This is a genomic window from Undibacterium sp. TJN25, assembly GCF_049339885.1.
GTDB lineage: Bacteria > Pseudomonadota > Gammaproteobacteria > Burkholderiales > Burkholderiaceae_D > Undibacterium.
This window is the reverse complement of sequence record NZ_JBMPPM010000004.1, coordinates 634,588-653,496: the sequence shown is the minus strand read 5'-3', so window position 1 is coordinate 653,496 and position 18,909 is coordinate 634,588. Positions and strand designations below refer to the sequence as shown.

At 57.5% G+C, this 18,909-nt stretch carries 18 protein-coding genes and 1 riboswitch; of the genes, 9 read left to right on the top strand and 9 right to left on the bottom strand.

Going from position 1 to position 18,909, the window contains the following annotated elements; translation table 11 throughout:
- Window positions 1-3 precede the first annotated feature (3 nt).
- Both ACO0LO_RS13040 and ACO0LO_RS13035 read left to right on the top strand, forming a co-directional pair.
- Window positions 4-1,959, top strand: a complete 1,956-nt coding sequence (locus ACO0LO_RS13040) for an ABC transporter permease subunit (RefSeq protein ID WP_422964646.1) — start codon at window positions 4-6, stop codon at window positions 1,957-1,959.
- Window positions 1,960-1,970: 11 nt separating this feature from the next.
- Window positions 1,971-2,699 carry an ABC transporter ATP-binding protein gene (locus ACO0LO_RS13035; RefSeq protein WP_422964645.1) on the top strand — a complete coding sequence of 243 codons (729 nt, stop codon included), beginning with the start codon at window positions 1,971-1,973 and terminating at the stop codon, window positions 2,697-2,699.
- A gap of 91 nt (window positions 2,700-2,790) precedes the next feature.
- Here the strand turns inward: ACO0LO_RS13035 and ACO0LO_RS13030 are convergent, their stop codons facing one another.
- The 8 genes from ACO0LO_RS13030 to ACO0LO_RS12995 form a co-directional block, all read right to left on the bottom strand.
- The gene (locus ACO0LO_RS13030) at window positions 2,791-3,882 is read right to left on the bottom strand and encodes an enoyl-CoA hydratase/isomerase family protein (protein ID WP_422964644.1); all 1,092 of its coding nucleotides are present in this window, start codon (window positions 3,880-3,882) and stop codon (window positions 2,791-2,793) included.
- A gap of 193 nt (window positions 3,883-4,075) precedes the next feature.
- Window positions 4,076-4,426, bottom strand: coding sequence for a ribosome hibernation-promoting factor, HPF/YfiA family (hpf, locus tag ACO0LO_RS13025; protein ID WP_422964643.1), 351 nt, complete (start codon window positions 4,424-4,426; stop codon window positions 4,076-4,078).
- 168 nt (window positions 4,427-4,594) lie between these two features.
- Window positions 4,595-6,085, bottom strand: a complete 1,491-nt coding sequence (locus tag ACO0LO_RS13020; RefSeq protein ID WP_422964642.1) for an RNA polymerase factor sigma-54 — start codon at window positions 6,083-6,085, stop codon at window positions 4,595-4,597.
- A 15-nt stretch (window positions 6,086-6,100) separates the two neighbouring features.
- Complete coding sequence (gene lptB / locus ACO0LO_RS13015) at window positions 6,101-6,844, bottom strand: LPS export ABC transporter ATP-binding protein (protein WP_422964641.1); 744 nt, start codon at window positions 6,842-6,844, stop codon at window positions 6,101-6,103.
- A 1-nt stretch (window position 6,845) separates the two neighbouring features.
- Window positions 6,846-7,454, bottom strand: coding sequence for a lipopolysaccharide transport periplasmic protein LptA (lptA, locus tag ACO0LO_RS13010; RefSeq protein ID WP_422964640.1), 609 nt, complete (start codon window positions 7,452-7,454; stop codon window positions 6,846-6,848).
- Window positions 7,455-7,467: 13 nt separating this feature from the next.
- The gene (lptC, locus tag ACO0LO_RS13005; protein ID WP_422964639.1) at window positions 7,468-8,118 is read right to left on the bottom strand and encodes an LPS export ABC transporter periplasmic protein LptC; all 651 of its coding nucleotides are present in this window, start codon (window positions 8,116-8,118) and stop codon (window positions 7,468-7,470) included.
- 14 nt (window positions 8,119-8,132) lie between these two features.
- Complete coding sequence (locus tag ACO0LO_RS13000) at window positions 8,133-8,660, bottom strand: KdsC family phosphatase (protein WP_422964638.1); 528 nt, start codon at window positions 8,658-8,660, stop codon at window positions 8,133-8,135.
- Window positions 8,660-9,700, bottom strand: a complete 1,041-nt coding sequence (locus ACO0LO_RS12995) for a KpsF/GutQ family sugar-phosphate isomerase (RefSeq protein WP_422964637.1) — start codon at window positions 9,698-9,700, stop codon at window positions 8,660-8,662. The genes ACO0LO_RS13000 and ACO0LO_RS12995 overlap by 1 nt, the downstream gene beginning before the upstream one ends.
- A 168-nt stretch (window positions 9,701-9,868) precedes the next feature.
- Between ACO0LO_RS12995 and ACO0LO_RS12990 the strand changes: the two genes are divergently transcribed.
- The 5 genes from ACO0LO_RS12990 (at window position 9,869) to metF (ending at window position 15,446) form a co-directional block, all read left to right on the top strand.
- A complete protein-coding gene (locus tag ACO0LO_RS12990) occupies window positions 9,869-11,851 on the top strand; it encodes a monovalent cation:proton antiporter-2 (CPA2) family protein (RefSeq protein ID WP_422964636.1) in 1,983 nt (660 codons plus the stop codon).
- 94 nt (window positions 11,852-11,945) lie between these two features.
- Window positions 11,946-12,488 (top strand): adenine phosphoribosyltransferase, encoded by a 543-nt coding sequence (locus tag ACO0LO_RS12985; RefSeq protein ID WP_422964635.1) that lies wholly within the window; start codon window positions 11,946-11,948, stop codon window positions 12,486-12,488.
- Between the two features lie 154 nt (window positions 12,489-12,642).
- Window positions 12,643-12,723, top strand: a riboswitch (S-adenosyl-L-homocysteine riboswitch).
- A gap of 25 nt (window positions 12,724-12,748) precedes the next feature.
- Entirely contained in the window at window positions 12,749-14,173 is a 1,425-nt protein-coding gene (gene ahcY, locus ACO0LO_RS12980; RefSeq protein ID WP_422964634.1) for an adenosylhomocysteinase, read from the top strand.
- A gap of 105 nt (window positions 14,174-14,278) precedes the next feature.
- Entirely contained in the window at window positions 14,279-14,632 is a 354-nt protein-coding gene (locus tag ACO0LO_RS12975) for a phage holin family protein (RefSeq protein WP_422964633.1), read from the top strand.
- Window positions 14,619-15,446 carry a methylenetetrahydrofolate reductase [NAD(P)H] gene (metF, locus tag ACO0LO_RS12970; RefSeq protein WP_422964632.1) on the top strand — a complete coding sequence of 276 codons (828 nt, stop codon included), beginning with the start codon at window positions 14,619-14,621 and terminating at the stop codon, window positions 15,444-15,446. The genes ACO0LO_RS12975 and metF overlap by 14 nt, the downstream gene beginning before the upstream one ends.
- Before the next feature lie 45 nt (window positions 15,447-15,491).
- On the opposite strand, the gene ACO0LO_RS12965 is transcribed toward metF, so the two are convergent.
- Window positions 15,492-16,142: a 5-formyltetrahydrofolate cyclo-ligase gene (locus ACO0LO_RS12965; RefSeq protein ID WP_422964631.1), complete on the bottom strand. Its 651-nt coding sequence runs from the start codon at window positions 16,140-16,142 to the stop codon at window positions 15,492-15,494.
- A 33-nt stretch (window positions 16,143-16,175) separates the two neighbouring features.
- Here ACO0LO_RS12965 and ACO0LO_RS12960 point away from each other — a divergent pair, with 33 nt between their 5' ends.
- Complete coding sequence (locus ACO0LO_RS12960; RefSeq protein ID WP_422964630.1) at window positions 16,176-18,185, top strand: transglycosylase SLT domain-containing protein; 2,010 nt, start codon at window positions 16,176-16,178, stop codon at window positions 18,183-18,185.
- Between the two features lie 5 nt (window positions 18,186-18,190).
- The gene (locus ACO0LO_RS12955) at window positions 18,191-18,904 is read left to right on the top strand and encodes a glutathione S-transferase family protein (protein WP_422964629.1); all 714 of its coding nucleotides are present in this window, start codon (window positions 18,191-18,193) and stop codon (window positions 18,902-18,904) included.
- Window positions 18,905-18,909: the final 5 nt, after the last annotated feature.

The window sequence follows — 18,909 nt, the reverse complement described above, 5'->3', positions numbered from 1 at the left end:
AACATGAACAAGAAAATCATTGCGCTCTCAGTACTGGGCATTGCCGCGTTGGCGATATTCCCGATACTGATTCCGAATCCTTATTATATCCATCTGGCGGAGACCATCCTCATCTACGCCATCCTGCTGTTTGGCCTGGACATCGTCGTCGGCTATACCGGCCAGGTGTCGCTGGGCCATGCCGGGCTGTTCGGCATCGGAGCCTATACCACAGGTGTACTGTATCTGAAACTGGGCTTGCCTTTCCTGGTGGCGATGCCGGCCAGTATCGTGCTGACGGCCATCTTCGGCGCCATCCTGGCGCTGCCGGCGTTGCGAGTTACCGGTCCTTACCTGGCGATGGTGACGCTGGCGTTCGGCACCATCATCCAGATACTGATCAACGAAATGAGCTTCCTGACAGAAGGGCCGATGGGTATCAAAATTTCCAAGCCCATTTTCTTCGGACAAAAATTGACGGAAGTCGGCTATTTTTACCTGGTCGCCGTATTGATGGTGCTGTCGCTGATCGTCGTGCACCGCATCCTGAAATCGCACCTGGGCCGCGCGTTTGAAGCTTTGCGCGATAGTCCCATTGCTTCAGACTGCATGGGTGTATCGGTATACCGCTACAAGGTCTATGCCTTCGTGATCAGCGCCGCGCTGGCCGGCCTGTCGGGCAGCCTGTATGCCTATTCAGAAGAATACATTTCTCCAAATACCTATAATTTTGAACTAACCATCCTGTTCCTGCTGGCGGTAATCATGGGCGGTCGCAAGACTCGCAGCGGCGCCCTGCTCGGTGCACTGATCGTCGTCATGCTGCCGAGCCTGCTCGCCGACATCGACCTGTTCCGGCAGATCGCCATCGTGGCGGTCGTGGCTGCCGTGCTGAGTTCTGCCTACCTGCTCGCAAGCAAGAAAAAAACCTGGCGCAATGTGATTGTGCCGGTAGTCGCGACGATAGGCATGGCGCTATTTTCCTATAAGCTGGAAAACATCACCGACTGGCGCCTGACGATCTTCGGTTTCATGACGCTGTTCGTCGTCTATTACCTGCAGGACGGCATCGTCGGCTTCGTCAATGGCTTCTTCAACAAGGGCAGGCGCAAGCACGTCGAATCCGTCTCTGCACAAAACAGCGTCGTCCATGCAGTGGCCACTGCCGCCGATGCCGGCAAGTCCGGTTATCTGCTGGAGGGCAAGTCGTTACTGATGCAGTTCGGCGGGCTAAAGGCGCTGAATTCGGTGGATTTGCGTATTGCCAAAGGCACGGTGCACGGACTGATCGGGCCCAACGGTTCCGGCAAAAGCACGATGATGAACGTGCTCACCGGTATCTATAAGCCCACAGCCGGTGCGGTCGAATTCAACGGTGTGCAGATTTCCGGCAATACGCCTTCCGCAATCGCACTGGGCGGCGTCGCGCGTACTTTCCAGAACGTGCAGCTGTTCGGCGAGATGACGGCGACCGAAAACGTGCTGGTCGGTTTGCACCATACCTTCCGCAGTAATGTCTTCGATGTGATGATAGGCACACCGCGCTACCGCCGTGAGGAGAAGGCCGCGCGCGAGCGTGCTGCCAGCATCCTGCAGTTTGCCGGGCTGGCGGACCTGGCGGATGAGGAGGCGCGCAATCTGCCTTACGGCAAGCAGCGCGTACTGGAGATTGGCCGCGCACTCGGGCTGAACCCGCAACTGCTGCTGCTGGATGAGCCGGCCGCGGGCCTGACCGCACCTGACATCAAGGAACTGGTGGCGATCATTCGCAAGATCCGCGAGCATGGCATCACCATCATCCTGATCGAACACCACATGGACGTTGTCATGTCTATTTCGGATACCGTCACCGTGCTGGATTTTGGCCAGAAAATCTCCGAAGGCAAGCCGGCTGAAGTACAGGCTGATCCCAAGGTCATTGAAGCGTATCTCGGCGGCAGCGCCGCCGATGAGTCCGCGCATGCACCTGTTCCAGCTTAAGCGAGGATGATATGTTAAGCATTTCAAATTTACACGCGGCGTACGGCAAGGTCGAAGTGCTGCACGGTATTTCACTGGAAGTCCCGAAGGGCAAGGTCGTTACACTGATCGGTTCCAACGGCGCCGGCAAGACTACGACAATGCGCGCCATCTCCGGCATGCTCAAGCCCAAGGAGGGCAAGGTCACGCTGGATGGCAAGGATGTTACCGGCCTGGATTCGCACAAGATTGCGCGCGCAGGTCTCGCGCATTCTCCTGAAGGACGGCGCGTGTTCGCCACGATGAGTGTGACGGACAACTTGCTGCTGGGCGCATTTCCCCGCTTCACCGGTTCCCGCCCGCGCGGCGATATCAAGGTCGACCTGGAAAAGGCACTGGAACTGTTTCCACGCCTGAAAGAACGCCAGCACCAGCTGGCCGGCACCTTGTCCGGTGGCGAGCAGCAGATGCTTGCCATGGCCAGGGCGGTAATGCTGAACCCCGAGGTGGTGCTGCTGGACGAGCCCTCCATGGGCCTTGCGCCTATCCTGGTGGATGAAGTATTCCGCATCATCTCGCGCCTGAAACAGGAAGGCACGACGATGCTGCTGGTGGAGCAATTTGCTGCCGCTGCATTGAACGTGGCGGACTACGGCTATGTGCTGGAAAACGGCAGGATATCGGTGCATGGCCCCGCCGAAAAGCTGAAGAACGATCCTGCGGTCAAGGCTGCCTATCTGGGCGGCGGCCAGCAGCATTAAAGCAATATCACTCGCAGCGGATGTGACTAAAAAAGATGGGGCCTGCGGGCCCCATCTTTTTTTTATTACTGCACTCTGCGTCTTGGCTGCGTCAGTCCAAATGACGCAATGGATGCGCATGGTCGGGCCATGCCGATACGAAGAAGGGCAGTATCATTTCCGGCGTTACTTCGCCCAGGCTAGGCGGCGACCACTTCGGTGTGTTGTCCTTGTCTACCACCAGTGCACGCACGCCTTCCAGTACTTCGCCGTGCTTGAAGCAATGGCGCACCATATCGCGTTCCATGCGCAGGCAGGCAGCAACGGTCATGCCGGCGCCGCGCCGTATCTGCTCCAGCGTCACGCATACCAGTAGCGGAGAGCGCTTCTGCATGACGGCGAGGGTCTGCCGCGCGAATTCGCTGCCGTCTTCCGACAGCGTTGCAATGATCGTTGCCACATCGCCGGCGGAAAAATACTGGTCTATCAGGCTGCGGTGCGTTGCCAGCGAGCTTTCTTCCAGCTTGATTTCCTCTGCAAACGGCGCAGCAAATTCGCGGATCGCCGCGCGGATATCGGCCTGCTGCGTCGAAGTCAGCAGATGCATCAGCGCAGGTATCGCACTGGTAGGCACATAGACATCCGCCAGTTCGGCGTAAATCGCATCGGCCGCCTTGAAGATTTCTCCGGTCAGGCCCAGGTAGGTCCCCAATTGCCCCGGAGCACGCGACAGGAAATAACCGCCGCCCACGTCCGGGAACAGGCCGATATTGACCTCCGGCATGGCCATCTTGGTACGCTCGGTGACTATGCGCATACGGCATGAAGGGCCCGCCTGCGCAATGCCCATGCCGCCGCCCATGACCACGCCGTTCAGCAGCGCAATATACGGCTTGGGATAAAAATGGATCAGATGGTTCAGCGCATATTCTTCGGTGAAGAAGTCTTCCAGTAAGGCGCTGTCGCCCCTCGGCGTGGACGTGCCCGCATCGTAAAAGAAGCGGATGTCGCCGCCGGCGCAAAAAGCCTTTTCACTGGAACTAGAAATAAAGACGGCGCCGACATTATCCGCTTCGCGCCATTGCAGCAATATCTGTGTCAGCTCCCGGACCATGTCCAGGGAAAGGGAATTCAATGCCTTGGGTCTGTCCAGCGTGATAAAGCCTATCTGGTTCTGGACGAAGGTCTGGACGTATTCGCTCATGGAAAAGATCGTAGTGAGATGAAAAGCCTATTTTAGCGCGTATGCGCGATTTATCCGGGCAGCCCGCGATTCTTTGGTAAAAGAAATATTTTTCGGGGTTTCCGGTTCGCTTGCGGCCGGGTCACAAGTGCGGCGAACCCAATAAAAAAGGATGCCGGTTGGCATCCTTCGTTATTCCAGTACCAGGCGCCGGTCAGGCGGAAGCGGAGGCAGGATCAGGGATATGCTTGATCGCGTCGTTTTTGTGGCCTTGGATTTTGTCTTTGTGTTTGATGACTTGCCTGTCGAGTTTGTCGATCAGCGTGTCTATCGCTGCATACAGGTCTTGTGCGAGGCTTTCGACGTGGATGTCTTTGCCGCTGATGTGAAGATTGATATCGGCTTTATGGCGTTTTTCTTTTTCCCGGAGCTTGTCAACGGTCAGGATGACTGCAATATCAATGACTTGATCGAAGTGCCGCCTTATCCTCTCTAGCTTGTTTTGCACATGTTCACGGATTGCTGGAGTAACTTCGAGGTGATGTCCACTGATTGTGAGATTCATACGGCGCTCCTATGGTAGATGTTACTTGCTATATAGCATGGTGCTAGCCCTGAAGATCGAGCTAAATTATATATAGCAATGCAAGACGCAATTACAAGGACTTGTTACAGAAATCTGAAAAATCAGCATGCATTACTGCAATAAATGCCGCTGGGAATTCCAGGATTTTTATAAGGATTTGCGCAGGCTTACTGGAGGGATTTTCAAGGCTTCCCGGTATTTTGCGACGGTGCGTCGCGCGATGACCATGCCTTGTTCACCCAGCATGTCTGCGATCTTGCTGTCAGAGAGTGGGTTCTTCTGGTCTTCTGCTCCTATCAATTGCTTGATGAGTGCCCGTATTGCGGTGGATGACGCTTCACCCCCGGTTTCCGTCGCAACGTGGCTACCGAAAAAGTACTTCAACTCAAACATTCCATGCGGGGTCAGCATGTATTTTTGGGTTGTGACACGGGAAATAGTACTCTCGTGTAAACCCAGTGTATCAGCAATTTCGCGCAAAACAAGTGGTCTCATCGCAACAGCACCATGCGTGAAAAAATTGCGTTGCCTTTCAACTATCGCCTGCGCAACGCGCAGTATCGTATCGAAGCGCTGCCGCATATTCTTGATCAGCCAGCGGGCTTCCTGCAGCTGGGAGCTCAGTGTGCCATCGCCGCGGTTCTGTTTCATGATGTTCGCGTACATGCTGTTGACGCGCAGGCGCGGCATCACATCCTGGTTCAGCAACACCTGCCAGCCGTTTTTTGATTTCCTGACAATAACATCCGGCACCACGTAGTCCGATGCATCGGCAGTAAATTCGGCGCCGGGATGTGGCTTGCATTGCTTGATGACAACCTGAGATTCACGCAAGTCCTCATCGTCGCAAGTAAGCACTTTTTTCAGCTTGTTGAAATCGCGCTGTGCAAAAAGGGTTAAATGTTTTTCAACAATTTCCAGTGCCAGCCGGCGTGTGACGAAAGGGATTTTCGGCAGCCGCCTGATTTGCAGCGCCAGGCATTCGGAAAGGCTGCGCGCGCCTACGCCGGCCGGCTCGAAACTCTGCAGCATGTTCAGCGCAAAATTCAGCTCCTCCGGCTCCACGCACAGTTCCAGGGGCAACGCGCCATGGATATCGTCCAGCGATTCCGTCAGGTAGCCGTTGCCGTCCAGCGCATCGATGATCAGCTCTATCAGTGCACGGTCGCGTATTTCCTTGACGGTGACGCGCATCTGTTCCAGCAGGTGCTCCCTGAGCGAGGTCTGCGCACATTCCAGCTGTGGGCGCCCTTCATCCTCTTCCGGACCTTTGGAGCCTTGCGGCATGTCGTCAAAACTCCAGTCCTCTTCATTGGCGCTGGTCGTATCCGTCGCATTTGGGCTTTCACCGCTTTCGCCACTGTCGACTGGCGCAACCGGCTCGTCGCCGCCATTGTTGACAGGGCTGCTGTCGTTGTCCGAACCGCTGCTGGTGGCGCTGATGGCGCCGTCCGCCAATAACCTGACGGCATTGTCCAAAGGATCGTCCACCCGCTCCAGCAAAGGATTATCGGTCAGCAGGTTTTCCAGCTCCTGATGCAATTCCAGCGTTGATAGCTGCAGCAAACGTATCGATTGCTGCAGTTGCGGCGTTAATGCCAGATGCTGCGAGGTGCGGAGTTGTAGGCTTTGTTTCATAGGGGGCGGTATCCGTTACATCCGGAAGTGCTCTCCCAGGTAAACCTTGCGTACGGATTCATTGGCGACGATCTCATCCGGCCTGCCGCTGGCCAGCACCGCGCCCTGGTTGATAATGTAGGCGTGGTCGCAGATACCCAGGGTTTCGCGCACATTGTGGTCGGTGATCAGCACGCCGATGCCGCGTTCCTTGAGGAAGCGGACAATGCGCTGGATCTCGATCACGGCAATCGGATCCACGCCGGCGAATGGTTCGTCCAGCAGCACGAAGCGCGGGCTGGTTGCCAGCGCCCTGGCGATTTCCACACGGCGGCGCTCGCCGCCGGACAGGGACAGCGCCTGGTTTTCGCGGATTTTTTCTATCTGCAGTTCGGCCAGCAAGGTATCCAGCCTTTCCTCGATTTTGGCCTTTTCCAACAGCTTGCCGTTCTCATCTCTTTGCAATTCCAGCACGGCGCGGATATTGTCTTCCACCGACAGCTTGCGAAATACCGACGCCTCCTGCGGCAGGTAGGACAGGCCCAGCGATGCGCGCTTGTGGATGGGCAGGTGAGAAATGTCGGTGCCGTTGACGTCTATCTTGCCCGCGTCGGACGGCACCAGGCCTACGATCATGTAAAAGGACGTGGTCTTGCCGGCGCCGTTCGGGCCCAGCAAGCCGACCACTTCACCGCTCTTGACCTCCAGCGAAACGTCGCGCACGACTTGCCGCGCGCCGTATTTCTTTTGCAGGCCGCTGATAATAAGGGTGCTCGTCATATTATTTTTTCTGTGTGTTCTGCGTGGTCGGTGAATCCGGCTTGGGTTCTTCCAGCTTGGGCTGTATGGTGATCTTGATCCTGCCACCGCCAGACACGCTGGTGCCCGACGCATTGTTGGCGCCGACAAAGTTCTCGGTCTTGCTGTCATACGACATGAACTCGCCTTCCTGCTCCTGCGTGACTTTTTTGCCTTCCAGGTATTTCACGTGCGCCTTATTGAAGAATTTGACGACCTCGGTTTTTTCGTCGTATTCCATGCGGTCGGCAACGCCCTCCACCCACAGGTTGGGGCCGCCATCCCGCTTCTGTCTGAAAAACGCCTGGCCGCCGGGACCCCTGGTCATGACGATGAACTGGAATCCCTCAGCACCTTCGGTCGCGACGGCCTTGTCGGTCTTGATCAGCAGCGTGCCGCGCGTGATCTCCACGTTGCCGGTCATGGTCTTGATCTTGGTCTTGTCGTCGAGGACAGAGGATTCGGCTTCTAGGTCGATCTTTTTGTAGCGGTCTGCCTGTTCGGCCAGCACGGCGGCGGGGAGCAGAATACAGGCCGCCAGAAAGAGTGACTTCGGCAGCCGCGCAGAACTAAAATGGGTATTATTTTTCATATATAAAACCTGGCTATCGGGTAGGTTGTTGACGCGGCGCCGAGCCCGAGCGCGCATCGAATGTGGCTTTCACCTTGCTCAGCAGGCGCACTTCCTGCGTAGTGCTGTTGGCTTCCATGCCAACGGCATGCATGACGGCGCGGGCGCTGGTGATAGTCACGGGGTTATCGGTTTTCATGATGTTGAGGTCGGTCAGCAGCAACAGATACTCGGACTCCAGCGTCATCCATTTGGATGCAGGGCCGTCCGGACGGCTGACATTGACGTTGCCGTACAAATGGACTTCGTCGCTATCCTTCGCCGGGTGCACAGGCGTATTTTTCTGCTCAATCAGCGCGCGGTCGGCAACCACGGTCACCGGTGTCTTGTTGTCGTCAAAACTGTTGATGCGCGGCTGCTCCACTTCATAGTCGTCATCGCGCGGATTGTGCGTCATGCGCTTGCCGGTGATGTGGTAATTGGTCTTGCCGTCATTGGACAGCTTCACGTAATTGAAATTTTCCACGTAGTAGTCAGGTGCCGTGCGGGGAGCGGAACGGGAGTTGCCTTCGTCATTATTCCGGCGCATGACTTCCAGCACCCAGAAGCTGCCTAGTGCAACAACGGCCAGCAGCGCTACCATCAGCCACAGGCGGAAGCGGTCGGCGGTAAGTATGTATCTCATATCATTTCACCCATTTACTGCAGGAAAGGCGCAAGCGCCTGTTCGTATTTGCCCTGCGCTTTCAGGATGAAGTCACATACCTCGCGTGCTGCACCGCGGCCGCCTGCTGCCTGCGTTACATAATGGACGCGCGCCCTGACTTCCGGATGCGCATTCGGCACGCTGGCGGCAAAGCCGACGCGCGTCAGCACCGGCAGGTCGATGACGTCGTCGCCGATGAAGCCGCAGGCATCGGCGTTGATATTGAGTTCTGCCAGCAGTTCCAGGAACGCGGATTTTTTGTCGTGTATGCCCTGCCGCAGATGGGCGATGCCCAGGTCCGCTGCGCGTCTGGCGACAATGGCCGAGCTGCGGGCGCTGATGATTGCCGTCGCGATGCCGGCCTGCTGCAGCAGCTTGATGCCCTGGCCGTCCAGCACATTGAAGGTCTTCATCATTTCTCCCTCGGGCCCAAAGTGCAGGCTGCCGTCGGTCAGGATGCCATCCACGTCAAAAATCATCAGTTTCAATTGTGCAGCCTTGCCGGAATCCATGCTGCTCATCAGATCACCTTGGCGCGGGTCAGGTCGTGGATATGCAGCGCGCCGACCAGCTTGCCGCTTTCGTCTGCGACCAGCAACTGGTTGATGCGATAGGTTTCCATCATTTCGACAGCTTCCACCGCCAGCTGTTCGGCGCGTATCGTGCGCGGCGCCTTGTGCATGACGTCGGCAATGACGACTTGCGAGAAATCCTGAACTTTTTCCATCAGGCGGCGCAGGTCGCCATCGGTAAACACGCCGATCACGCGCTGTTCTGCGTCCACGATGGCTGTCATCGCCAGGCCTTTTTTGGTGATTTCCAGCAAGGCCGTGGTCAGCCTGGTGTCAGCAGTCACCTGCGGCACCGCGTCGCCGGTGCGCATGATGTCGCGTACGTGTGTCAGCAGCCTGCGGCCCAGCGCACCGCCAGGGTGGGAGCGCGCGAAATCTTCCTCGCGGAAGCCGTGCGCATCCAGGAGCACGGTCGCCAGCGCATCTCCCAACGCCAGCGTCGCTGTCGTGCTGGCGGTCGGCGCCAGATTCAGCGGGCAGGCTTCTTTCTCTACCCTGACATCAAGATGGACATCAGCCCACTCCGCCAGGCTGGAGGACGGGTTGCCGGTCATCGCAATCAGCCTGGTGCCCAGCCGTTTGATGATGGGCACAATGGCGGCCAGCTCTGACGATTCGCCGGAATAGGAAATCGCAATGAAGACGTCCTGCGGCGTCACCATGCCCAGGTCGCCGTGCGCCGCTTCACCAGGGTGGACAAACAGGGCAGGGGTGCCGGTCGATGCAAAGGTGGCGGCCATCTTGCGTGCGATATGGCCGGATTTGCCCATGCCCGATACGACCACGCGGCCGCGGCAGTTCATCAGCAGCGAAATCGCTTCAGTGAAATCGGTGTGGCCCTCGCTGGCCAGCCGCTGTTTCAGGAGCTGGATGGCGTCCGCTTCAATCTGCAAAGTCTCGCAGGCGAGCGCCAGGGCGCGTTCGGCATCAAATGTGACCAGGCTGGATGGGGTCGGTAGTGCATTAAATGGGGAGTGAAGTGAGCTCATGCCGAAAGTATAAACGAAATTCATTAAGCAAAAACTTTGCCAGATACATTAGATTGAATATTGCCTAGGCGGAAACTGAAGATGTCATACAGTTACTTTTGCTCTCATCTAAACAATAGTTGCCGCATTATTGAATACGCATCGCCCATTTAAGTAATAATAAGCAACATGACCGCCTTGGATACTACACTTTTGCTTTTAGGGGCCGCCGTGCTGGGCGTGGTGGCTTTTCGCATGATGCAGCTGCCGCCTATGCTGGGCTACCTCGTGGTCGGCATCCTGATCGGTCCCTATGGGCTGGGGCTGGCGCAGAATGATGCCACTACCCATGAGCTGGCTGAATTCGGTGTTGTTTTTTTGATGTTCTCCATAGGCCTGGAATTTTCGCTGCCCAAGCTGATGTCGATGCGCAAGGCCGTGTTCGGGCTGGGCATGGCGCAGGTGCTGGTTACCATTGTCGCCACGATGCTGTTCGGCTGGCTGATGGCCCTGTTCCTGCCATCCAGATTCAATATCAGCTGGGAAGCGTCGTTTGCATTGGGCGGCGCGTTGGCGATGTCGTCCACTGCCATCGTGTCCAAGATGCTGACTGAAAGGCTGGAGCTGGAAAGTCCGCATGGTCGCCAGATCATCAGCGTGCTGCTGTTCCAGGATCTCGCAGTCGTGCCGCTGCTGATCCTGGTGCCGGCGCTGGCCTCCCATTCCGGCGACCTGGTCGAGACGCTGGCACGCGCCAGCGCCAAGGCGGCTTTCGTGCTGTTCGTACTGCTGTTCGTAGGGCAAAAACTGATGCGGGGCTGGTTCAGCATCGTGGTCAAGCGCCGTTCGCAGGAGCTGTTCATGCTGAACCTGCTGCTGGTCACGCTCGGCGCAGCATGGATTACCGATTACGCCGGTCTGTCGATGGCGCTGGGCGCCTTCGTTGCCGGCATGCTGATTTCCGAAACTGAGTACCGGCACCAGGTGGAAGAGGACATCAAGCCCTTCCGCGATGTATTGCTGGGCCTGTTCTTCGTGACCATAGGCATGCTGCTCAATGTGCGGCTGGTGGCGGCCAACGGCTGGCTGATCCTGTTGCTGCTGATGGGGCCGGTATTGTTGAAATTCGGCCTGATCACCGCGCTGGCCAAGCTGTTCGGCACATCCACCAGCGTGGCGCTGCGTACCGGGCTGGGACTGGCGCAGGCCGGTGAATTCGGCTTTGTGCTGCTGAACCAGGCCGGCGGCCTGCAACTGGTGGACCCGCTGCTGATACAGCTGATCCTGGCATCGATGGTGTTGTCGATGCTGGCCTCGCCGTTCATCCTGGCCAAGTCCGATGCCATCGTCATGAAGCTGTCTGCCAATGAGTGGATGATGCAGTCGCTGGCGCTGACGCAGATAGCGACGCGTACGATGTCGGCCAAAAAACACGTCATCATTGCCGGCTTCGGGCGCAGCGGACAGAGTCTGGCCAAGTTGCTGACCGAAGAAAAAATAGACTATCACGCGCTGGACCTAGACCCGGACCGCATACGCGAAGCGCAGACTGCCGGCGCCAATGTGTCGTACGGCGATGCGGCCCGCCGTGAAAGCCTGGTTGCCGCCGGCATCAACCGCGCCGCCGCGCTGGTGGTTACTTATACCAATACAGCGTCCGCGCTGAAGGTGCTGCACTTCGTCAGCGAACTGAACCCCACGCTGCCCGTCATCGTACGCAGCACCGACGACGCCGACCTCGACAAGCTGCGCGAAGCCGGCGCCACCGAGGTGGTGCCGGAACTGCTGGAAGGCAGCCTGATGCTGGCCTCGCATGCGCTGGTGCTGCTGGGCGTGCCGCTACGCCGCGTCGTGCACAGGGTGCAGGCCGCGCGCGACGAACGCTATGAATCCCTGCGCGGGTATTTTCATGGCGCCAGCGACGCCGCCGACAGCCCGGAGAGCATGCAGGTGCGCCTGCATACCATCGTGCTGCACGATCGCGCCAAGTCCATAGGGAAAACGCTGCTGGGCCTGAACCTGGCCGAATTGGAAGTGGACGTCACGGCAGTCCGGCGCGGCAAGCTGCGGCTGGAGCTTGCGCAGGAGATTGTGCTGCAGGAGGGCGATGTGGTTGTGGTACGGGGCATTGCAGAAGCTGTCGTGCGGGCAGAGCATCGCCTGTTAAAATAGCGCCTGCCGCAAAAAAGCTTGCTGTATTTTTTGATAATACAGCGGGCTTTTGCATGTAAAAATCTGAAGAGCACCTTAGGAAGGACATCATACGATGTTAAACGCATCCCAATATATCAAGGACCATATCCGCACTGTGGAAAACTGGCCGCAGCAAGGCGTCATGTTCCGCGATATTACGCCGCTGCTGCAGGATCCAAAAACCTTCCGCCTGCTGATCGACCTGTTCGTGCATCGTTATATGGATGCCAAGCTGGACATGGTGGCAGGGCTGGATGCGCGCGGCTTCATCATCGGTTCGGTGCTGGCCTATGAGCTGAACCTCGGCTTCGTGCCCATTCGCAAAAAGGGCAAGCTGCCCTTCAATACCTTGTCGGAACAATATGAGCTGGAATACGGCAGCGCCACGGTGGAGCTGCATGCCGATGCCTGCAAACCGGGCGACCGTGTGGTGCTGATCGACGACCTGATCGCCACCGGCGGCACCATGATGGCAGGTAAGAAACTTCTGGAACGCCTTGGCGCTGAAGTCATCGAGGGCGCTTGCATCGTTGATCTGCCGGAACTGGGTGGTTCCAGGCTGCTGAAGGCTTCGGGGTTGCAACTGTATACAGTCTGCGATTTCGACGGACACTAATTTGCTCAGAATTGAGCGACACAAAGCCGGATGCGGATCGCGTCCGGCTTTTTTCATGGATGCAGCCATTTCTGATTGGCAAGGGTGACGGCACTTTGTCGCTGACGGTTGCGCCCATTTGTCTACAGCCAGATGATTTGCGTTATACTGCGTCAATTCCAAGGAGCGTTGCGACGAAATACAGGGTGCTCACCCGTTTCGCCAGGCTTGGAACATGCAACCGCGCTCACGTTACTTTTTTCACAAGAAAGGAGGGCGTGATGAACGCCTCTATATCATCCCTGCAAAAATCCGATCAAGACTTCCTGGTAGCTGACATCAGCCTGGCTGGCTGGGGTCAAAAAGAAATCAAGATTGCCGAAACAGAAATGCCCGGCCTAATGGCGATTCGTGACGAATACGCCGCCAGCCAGCCGCTGAAAGGCGCGCGCATTACCGGTTCGCTGCACATGACGATCCAGACCGCCGTCCTGATCGAAACCCTGAACGCACTGGGTGCGCAGGTACGCTGGGCGTCCTGCAACATTTATTCTACGCAAGACCATGCTGCTGCGGCAATTGCTGCTGGTGGTACGCCGGTGTTCGCTTTCAAAGGCGAAAACCTGGATGAATACTGGGAATTCACGCATCGTATTTTCGAATGGAAAGACGGCGGCTTCTCCAACATGATCCTGGATGACGGCGGCGATGCAACGCTGCTGCTGCACCTGGGCACGCGCGCGGAAAAAGATATTTCGGTATTGGCCAACCCCGGTTCCGAAGAAGAAATCTGCCTGTTCAACGCAATCAAGAAACATCTGGCGACTGAGCCGGACTGGTATTCCAAGCGCCTGGCCGCGATCAAGGGCGTAACAGAAGAAACAACAACCGGCGTGCACCGCCTGTACCAGATGCACAAGGAAGGCAAGCTGGCGTTCCCGGCGATCAACGTCAACGATTCCGTGACCAAGTCCAAGTTCGACAATCTGTACGGCTGCCGCGAGTCGCTGGTGGATGGCATCAAGCGCGCTACCGACGTGATGATTGCAGGCAAGGTTGCCGTCATCGCTGGCTATGGCGACGTGGGCAAAGGCTCTGCGCAGGCGATGCGTGCGCTGTCGGCGCAAGTATGGGTCACCGAAATCGATCCTATCTGCGCATTGCAGGCTGCGATGGAAGGCTATCGCGTTGTGACGATGGACTACGCAGCTGAACATGGCGACATTTTCGTCACCACGACAGGCAACTACCACGTCATCAGCCACGAGCACATGCTGAAGATGAAAGACCAGGCCATCGTCTGCAATATCGGCCATTTCGACAATGAAATCGACGTTGCTTCGCTGAAAAAATACACCTGGGATAACATCAAGCCACAAGTGGACCATGTGATATTCCCAGACGGCAAGCGCATCATCCTGCTGGCAGAAGGCCGCCTGGTCAACCTGGGTTGTGGCACCGGCCATCCGTCATATGTGATGAGCTCATCGTTTGCGAACCAGACAATCGCGCAGATCGAGCTGTTCCTGAACATCGATCAATATCCGGTTGGTGTTTATACATTGCCAAAACACCTGGATGAGAAAGTAGCACGCTTGCAACTGAAGAAACTCAATGCGCAACTGAGCGAATTGACGGATGAACAAGCCGCTTATATCGGCGTCAGCAAAAACGGTCCGTACAAAGCGGATCACTACCGTTATTAAGCAGTAGTAGGAAGCAGTAAGTAAAAACGGGCGGCCCTTGCGGCCGCCGAAGACTGTGGGTGAGGTATTATTTTATGGCCTCACCCATTTATTTATGGAGACTTCATGCGTTTGCTTGCAACCTGGCTCATCAATGCGCTGGCCTTACTGGCGCTGCCTTACCTGATGCATTCCGTATCGATAGACAGTTTCACCACCGCGCTGCTGGTTGCCGTGGTGCTGGGCTTCGTCAACACGGTGATTCGGCCGATTCTGCTGATCCTGACCTTGCCGGCAACGCTGCTGACGATGGGGCTATTTATCTTTGTTATCAACGGCCTCATGTTCTGGGCGGTGGCCAATGTCATCGACGGTTTCCACGTGGCCGGATTCTGGTCCGCAGTCGGCGGCGCGCTGCTGTACAGCGTGATTTCATGGGCTCTGTCCACCTTACTTCTCAAAAACGATGTCCGCACATAATTTCAGCATAGAATTTTTCCCGCCGAAGACGGCGGAAGGCACCGAGAAGCTGCGCGTGACGCGCGCCAAACTGGCCGAACTGAAACCCAAATATTTCTCGGTCACCTTCGGGGCCGGCGGCACCACGCAGCAGGGCACGCTGGATACCGTTGTCGATATCCGCAGGGAAGGCTACGATGCCGCGCCGCATCTGTCCTGCGTGGGCGGCACCCGGGATTCTATCCGCGATATCCTGCAGCAGTACAAGGCGCACGATATTCGACGCTTGGTGGCATTGCGCGGCGACCTGCCCAGCGGCTACGGCGCTGCCGGAGAGTTCCGCTATGCCAGCGAACTGGTCGAATTTATCCGCGCCGAGACTGGCGACTGGTTCCACATCGAAGTGGCGGCGTATCCTGAGGTGCATCCGCAAGCGCGGTCGCCGCAGGACGATCTGCAAAACTTCATCCGCAAGATGAAGGCAGGCGCCAATGCGGCGATCACGCAATATTTTTATAATGCCGACGCCTATTTCCAGTTTGTGGAGCTGGCGCAGAAAGCCGGCATCGCCAGCCCTATCGTGGCCGGCGTCATGCCGATCACCAACCATACGCAACTGGTCCGTTTTTCCGAAATGTGCGGCGCCGAAGTGCCGCGCTGGATACGGCTGAAGCTGGCCAGCTACGGTGACGATACCGCGTCGATCAAGGCTTTCGGCCTCGACGTCGTCACGCAGCTGTGCGAACGCCTGCTGGCAGGCGGCGCCCCTGGATTGCACTTCTATTCACTGAACCAGGCGGTCGCAACAACCGCCATCTGGCAAAGACTGGTGTAGACCTTTTTGCAGGAGCAGTGACGGGCGGCAGGCGTGCCGCCTTTTTTATTCCAGGCAGCCGGCCTCGGTGATCAGGACATCCAGCGCTATGTCATGCGGCTCGGCGTCAAACTCAGCCTGCCCGCATTGGTAGGCAATCCCCAACGTTTTTATCGCGCCTGCCTCGGATGAGTCCGGTGCTGCCGCCAGCGTCCTGTCGTAATAGCCGCCGCCATATCCCAGCCTGAATTTTTGCCGAGTGTAGCCGACGCAGGGAATCAGCAATACTTCCGGCCGGATGACGGCATCTTCACCCCGCGACGCGGGAACGGGGATGCCGTGCACGTCTTTTTCCATCGCATCGCCCGGTGTCCATTTTGCAAATGCCAGCGGTGCATCGCGCGTATGCGCAACGGCCAGTGCCAGTTGTATGCCGGAGGCGGCCAGCGCGGGGTACAGCGCCAGCAGATCGGGCTCCGCCTGTATCGGCCAGTACACGCCTAAGCTGCGCGGCTTGTGCTGCGCGCACCAGTGCTGCAGATGCGCACCAATTTCCCCATCCCAGGCAACCCTTGCAGTCGGCTCCAGGTCACGCCTCCGTTGCAGCAATTGCTTGCGCAATGCCGCCTTGTCAACTACCTGTTCACGCTTATGCAAACCCGCTTCTTCCGGTTTTTTGGCGGATGCAGGCCGTGTTATGCTGTTTGCGTGTGTCATACTGTAGTTCATTCATATTGAGAGCTGTAGAACATGTTTTTGCTGAAAAAAATTGCAGGCGCTGTCATCGTGATGGTAGCAGGTTTGTGCCACCTGGCGGCAGCGGGAGATGCACTGGCGGCCAAGGCAGGACCGGCCGCGGCCCCGCGGAGTTTTGTCAACGACGACGACCGTTTCATGGCCCTGCGCGATGCCTCTTTTCATGATGATGCCGCCAAGGCGGAAGAGCACGCGTCCTATCTGGTCAATTATGATATTCCTTCGTATGTGGATTATTACGTGCTGCGGACGCATATCCGCTCGGCCTCGGCGACCGAGGTCAAGGCTTTTATCAGCAAGTATGAAGGCAGCGCCGTGGCCGACAGGCTGCGCAATGACTGGCTGCTGGTGCTGGGTTACCGCGGCGATTGGGCCAACTTCGATATCCAGTATCCGCAGTTCGTCGTGGCCGACGATACGCAGCTGAAGTGCTATGCCTTGCTGTCCAGGGCGGTGAAGAACCAGAAAGTTGCGGCCGATGCGCGCACGCTGCTGACTTCTGCCCGCGATTACGGCGACGGCTGCTATTCGCTGGTGACCTACCTGTCGGAAAACGGCCAGTTCAGCCCGGAAGACATCTGGAACCAGATCCGGCTGGCATCTGAAAACGGCGCCTTGCCGCTGGCGCAAAGGCTGGCAAAGAACCTGCAGGTCAAGGATACCCGGGTGGCGCAGGCTTTTGAGAAACCGGGTCTGATACTGAGCAAGCCGCCCGAAAACGGCAAGAGCGCGCATGAGCTCTATATCATTGCGCTGGGCCGTAACGCCAAAAATGATCCACAGCAGGCGGCAGCCACCTTGGCCAGACATGCGGGCAAGTTTTCAGAAGCAGAGCGCGCACTGGCCTGGGGCCAGATAGGCTTGCAATCGTCGTTGAAACTGCAGCCGGAAGCATTGCAATACTGGCGCCAGGCAGACGGTGCGCCACTGTCGCTGGATGCGTACCAGTGGCGCGCGAGGATGGCATTACGCGCCGGCGACTGGAAGATGCTGAAAGCGGCGATCGCGGCCATGCCCGCATCCTTGCGCAATGAGCCTACCTGGATCTACTGGCAGGGCAGGGTGCTGAAAAGCGAGGGCAAGAATGAGGAAGCGCAGGTGCTGTTCCAGAGTATTGCGGACCAGGTGCATTTCTATGGACAGCTGGCGCTGGAAGAAATGGGCCAGAAGGTCGGGGTGCCGGTGACCGTGAAGCCGCTCGCGCCTGCCGAAATGGATGCCGTTGCGCAAAATCCCGGCTTGCAGCGGGCATTGAAGTTTTACCAGATGAACCTGCGTCTGGAAGGCACGCGCGAGTGGAACTGGGAACTGCGCAAGATGAGCGAACGGCAGCATCTGGCGGCAGCCGAGCTGGCGCGGCAAAACAATTTGCTGGACCGCATGGTCAATACCTCGGACCGCACCAAGACCGAAATGGATTTTACGCAGCGCTACCCGACGCCGTTCAATGACGTCATGTACAAGTCAACCAAGCTGCTGGGCCTGGACATGGCCTGGGTGTATGGCCTGATACGGCAGGAATCGCGTTTCGTGATGACGGCGCGTTCGCATGTAGGCGCGTCCGGGCTGATGCAGATCATGCCGTCCACGGCGCGCTATGTTGCGAAAAAAATGGGGCTGGGCGATTTTGTCCCCAACCAGGTCAACGACATTGAAACCAATATAGCGCTGGGCACCAACTACCTGAACATGGTGCTGACCGATCTGGGCGGCTCGCAGGCAATGGCTTCTGCTGCCTACAACGCCGGCCCCGGCCGGCCGCGTGCGTGGCGTGCCAGCCTGACGCGCCCGGTCGAAGGCGCGATATTTGCGGAAACCATCCCGTTCAACGAGACCCGTTCGTATGTCAAGAATGTGCTGTCCAATGCGACCTATTACGCAGCCTTGTTTGAAAAGAAACCACAGTCGCTGAAAGCACGTCTTGGCACCGTCGTGCCCAAGGGCATGGGCGGCGATGATAGCGACCTGCCGCGGGATTTGCCCGACACCACAAAAAGTGAATAGCACCGATGGTTAATACAACAGAACTGGATCCTGCATTGTCTGCAATGCTGGAGTCGAATAAAAGGCCGGGCATGTTGCTGGTCATCGGCAACAAAAATTATTCGTCCTGGTCCATGCGCGCGTGGGTGGCGATGAAAGCCTTCGGTATTCCGTTCGAGGAAGTCCGCATCCTGCTGGATCATCCCGATACCGCGAGGCTGATCTCGGAATACTCGCTGGCAGGCAGGGTGCCGGTGCTGCTGGCGGATGGTAATGTCATCTGGGATTCGCTGGCGATCTGCGAATACCTGGCGGAACAGTTCCCCGCGCATAATCTGTGGCCGCAGGATACCGCTGCACGGGCGACTGCCCGCTGCATCTGCGCCGAGATGCATTCCGGCTTTCAGGGTTTGCGTGCCGATATGTCGATGGATATCAGGGCCAGCTTGCCTGGCAAGGGCCGCACCGCCGGTTCACAGGCTGACATCGGCCGTATTTCGGAAATATGGGAAGAGTGCCTGTCGCGCTACGGCGCCCATGAATATTTATTCGGCGACTTCTCGATTGCCGATGCCTACTTTGCGCCGGTCGTCATGCGCTTCAATACGTATGGCGTGTCGCTGGCGCCTGCGTTGCAGGCGTATGTGGAGCGCATCACTGCGCATCCCGCAGTGGCGCAGTGGATACGTGAAGCGCTGGCCGAGACCGAGGTGGCGCCTGGCCACCACACGCCAGACTAGGCTGG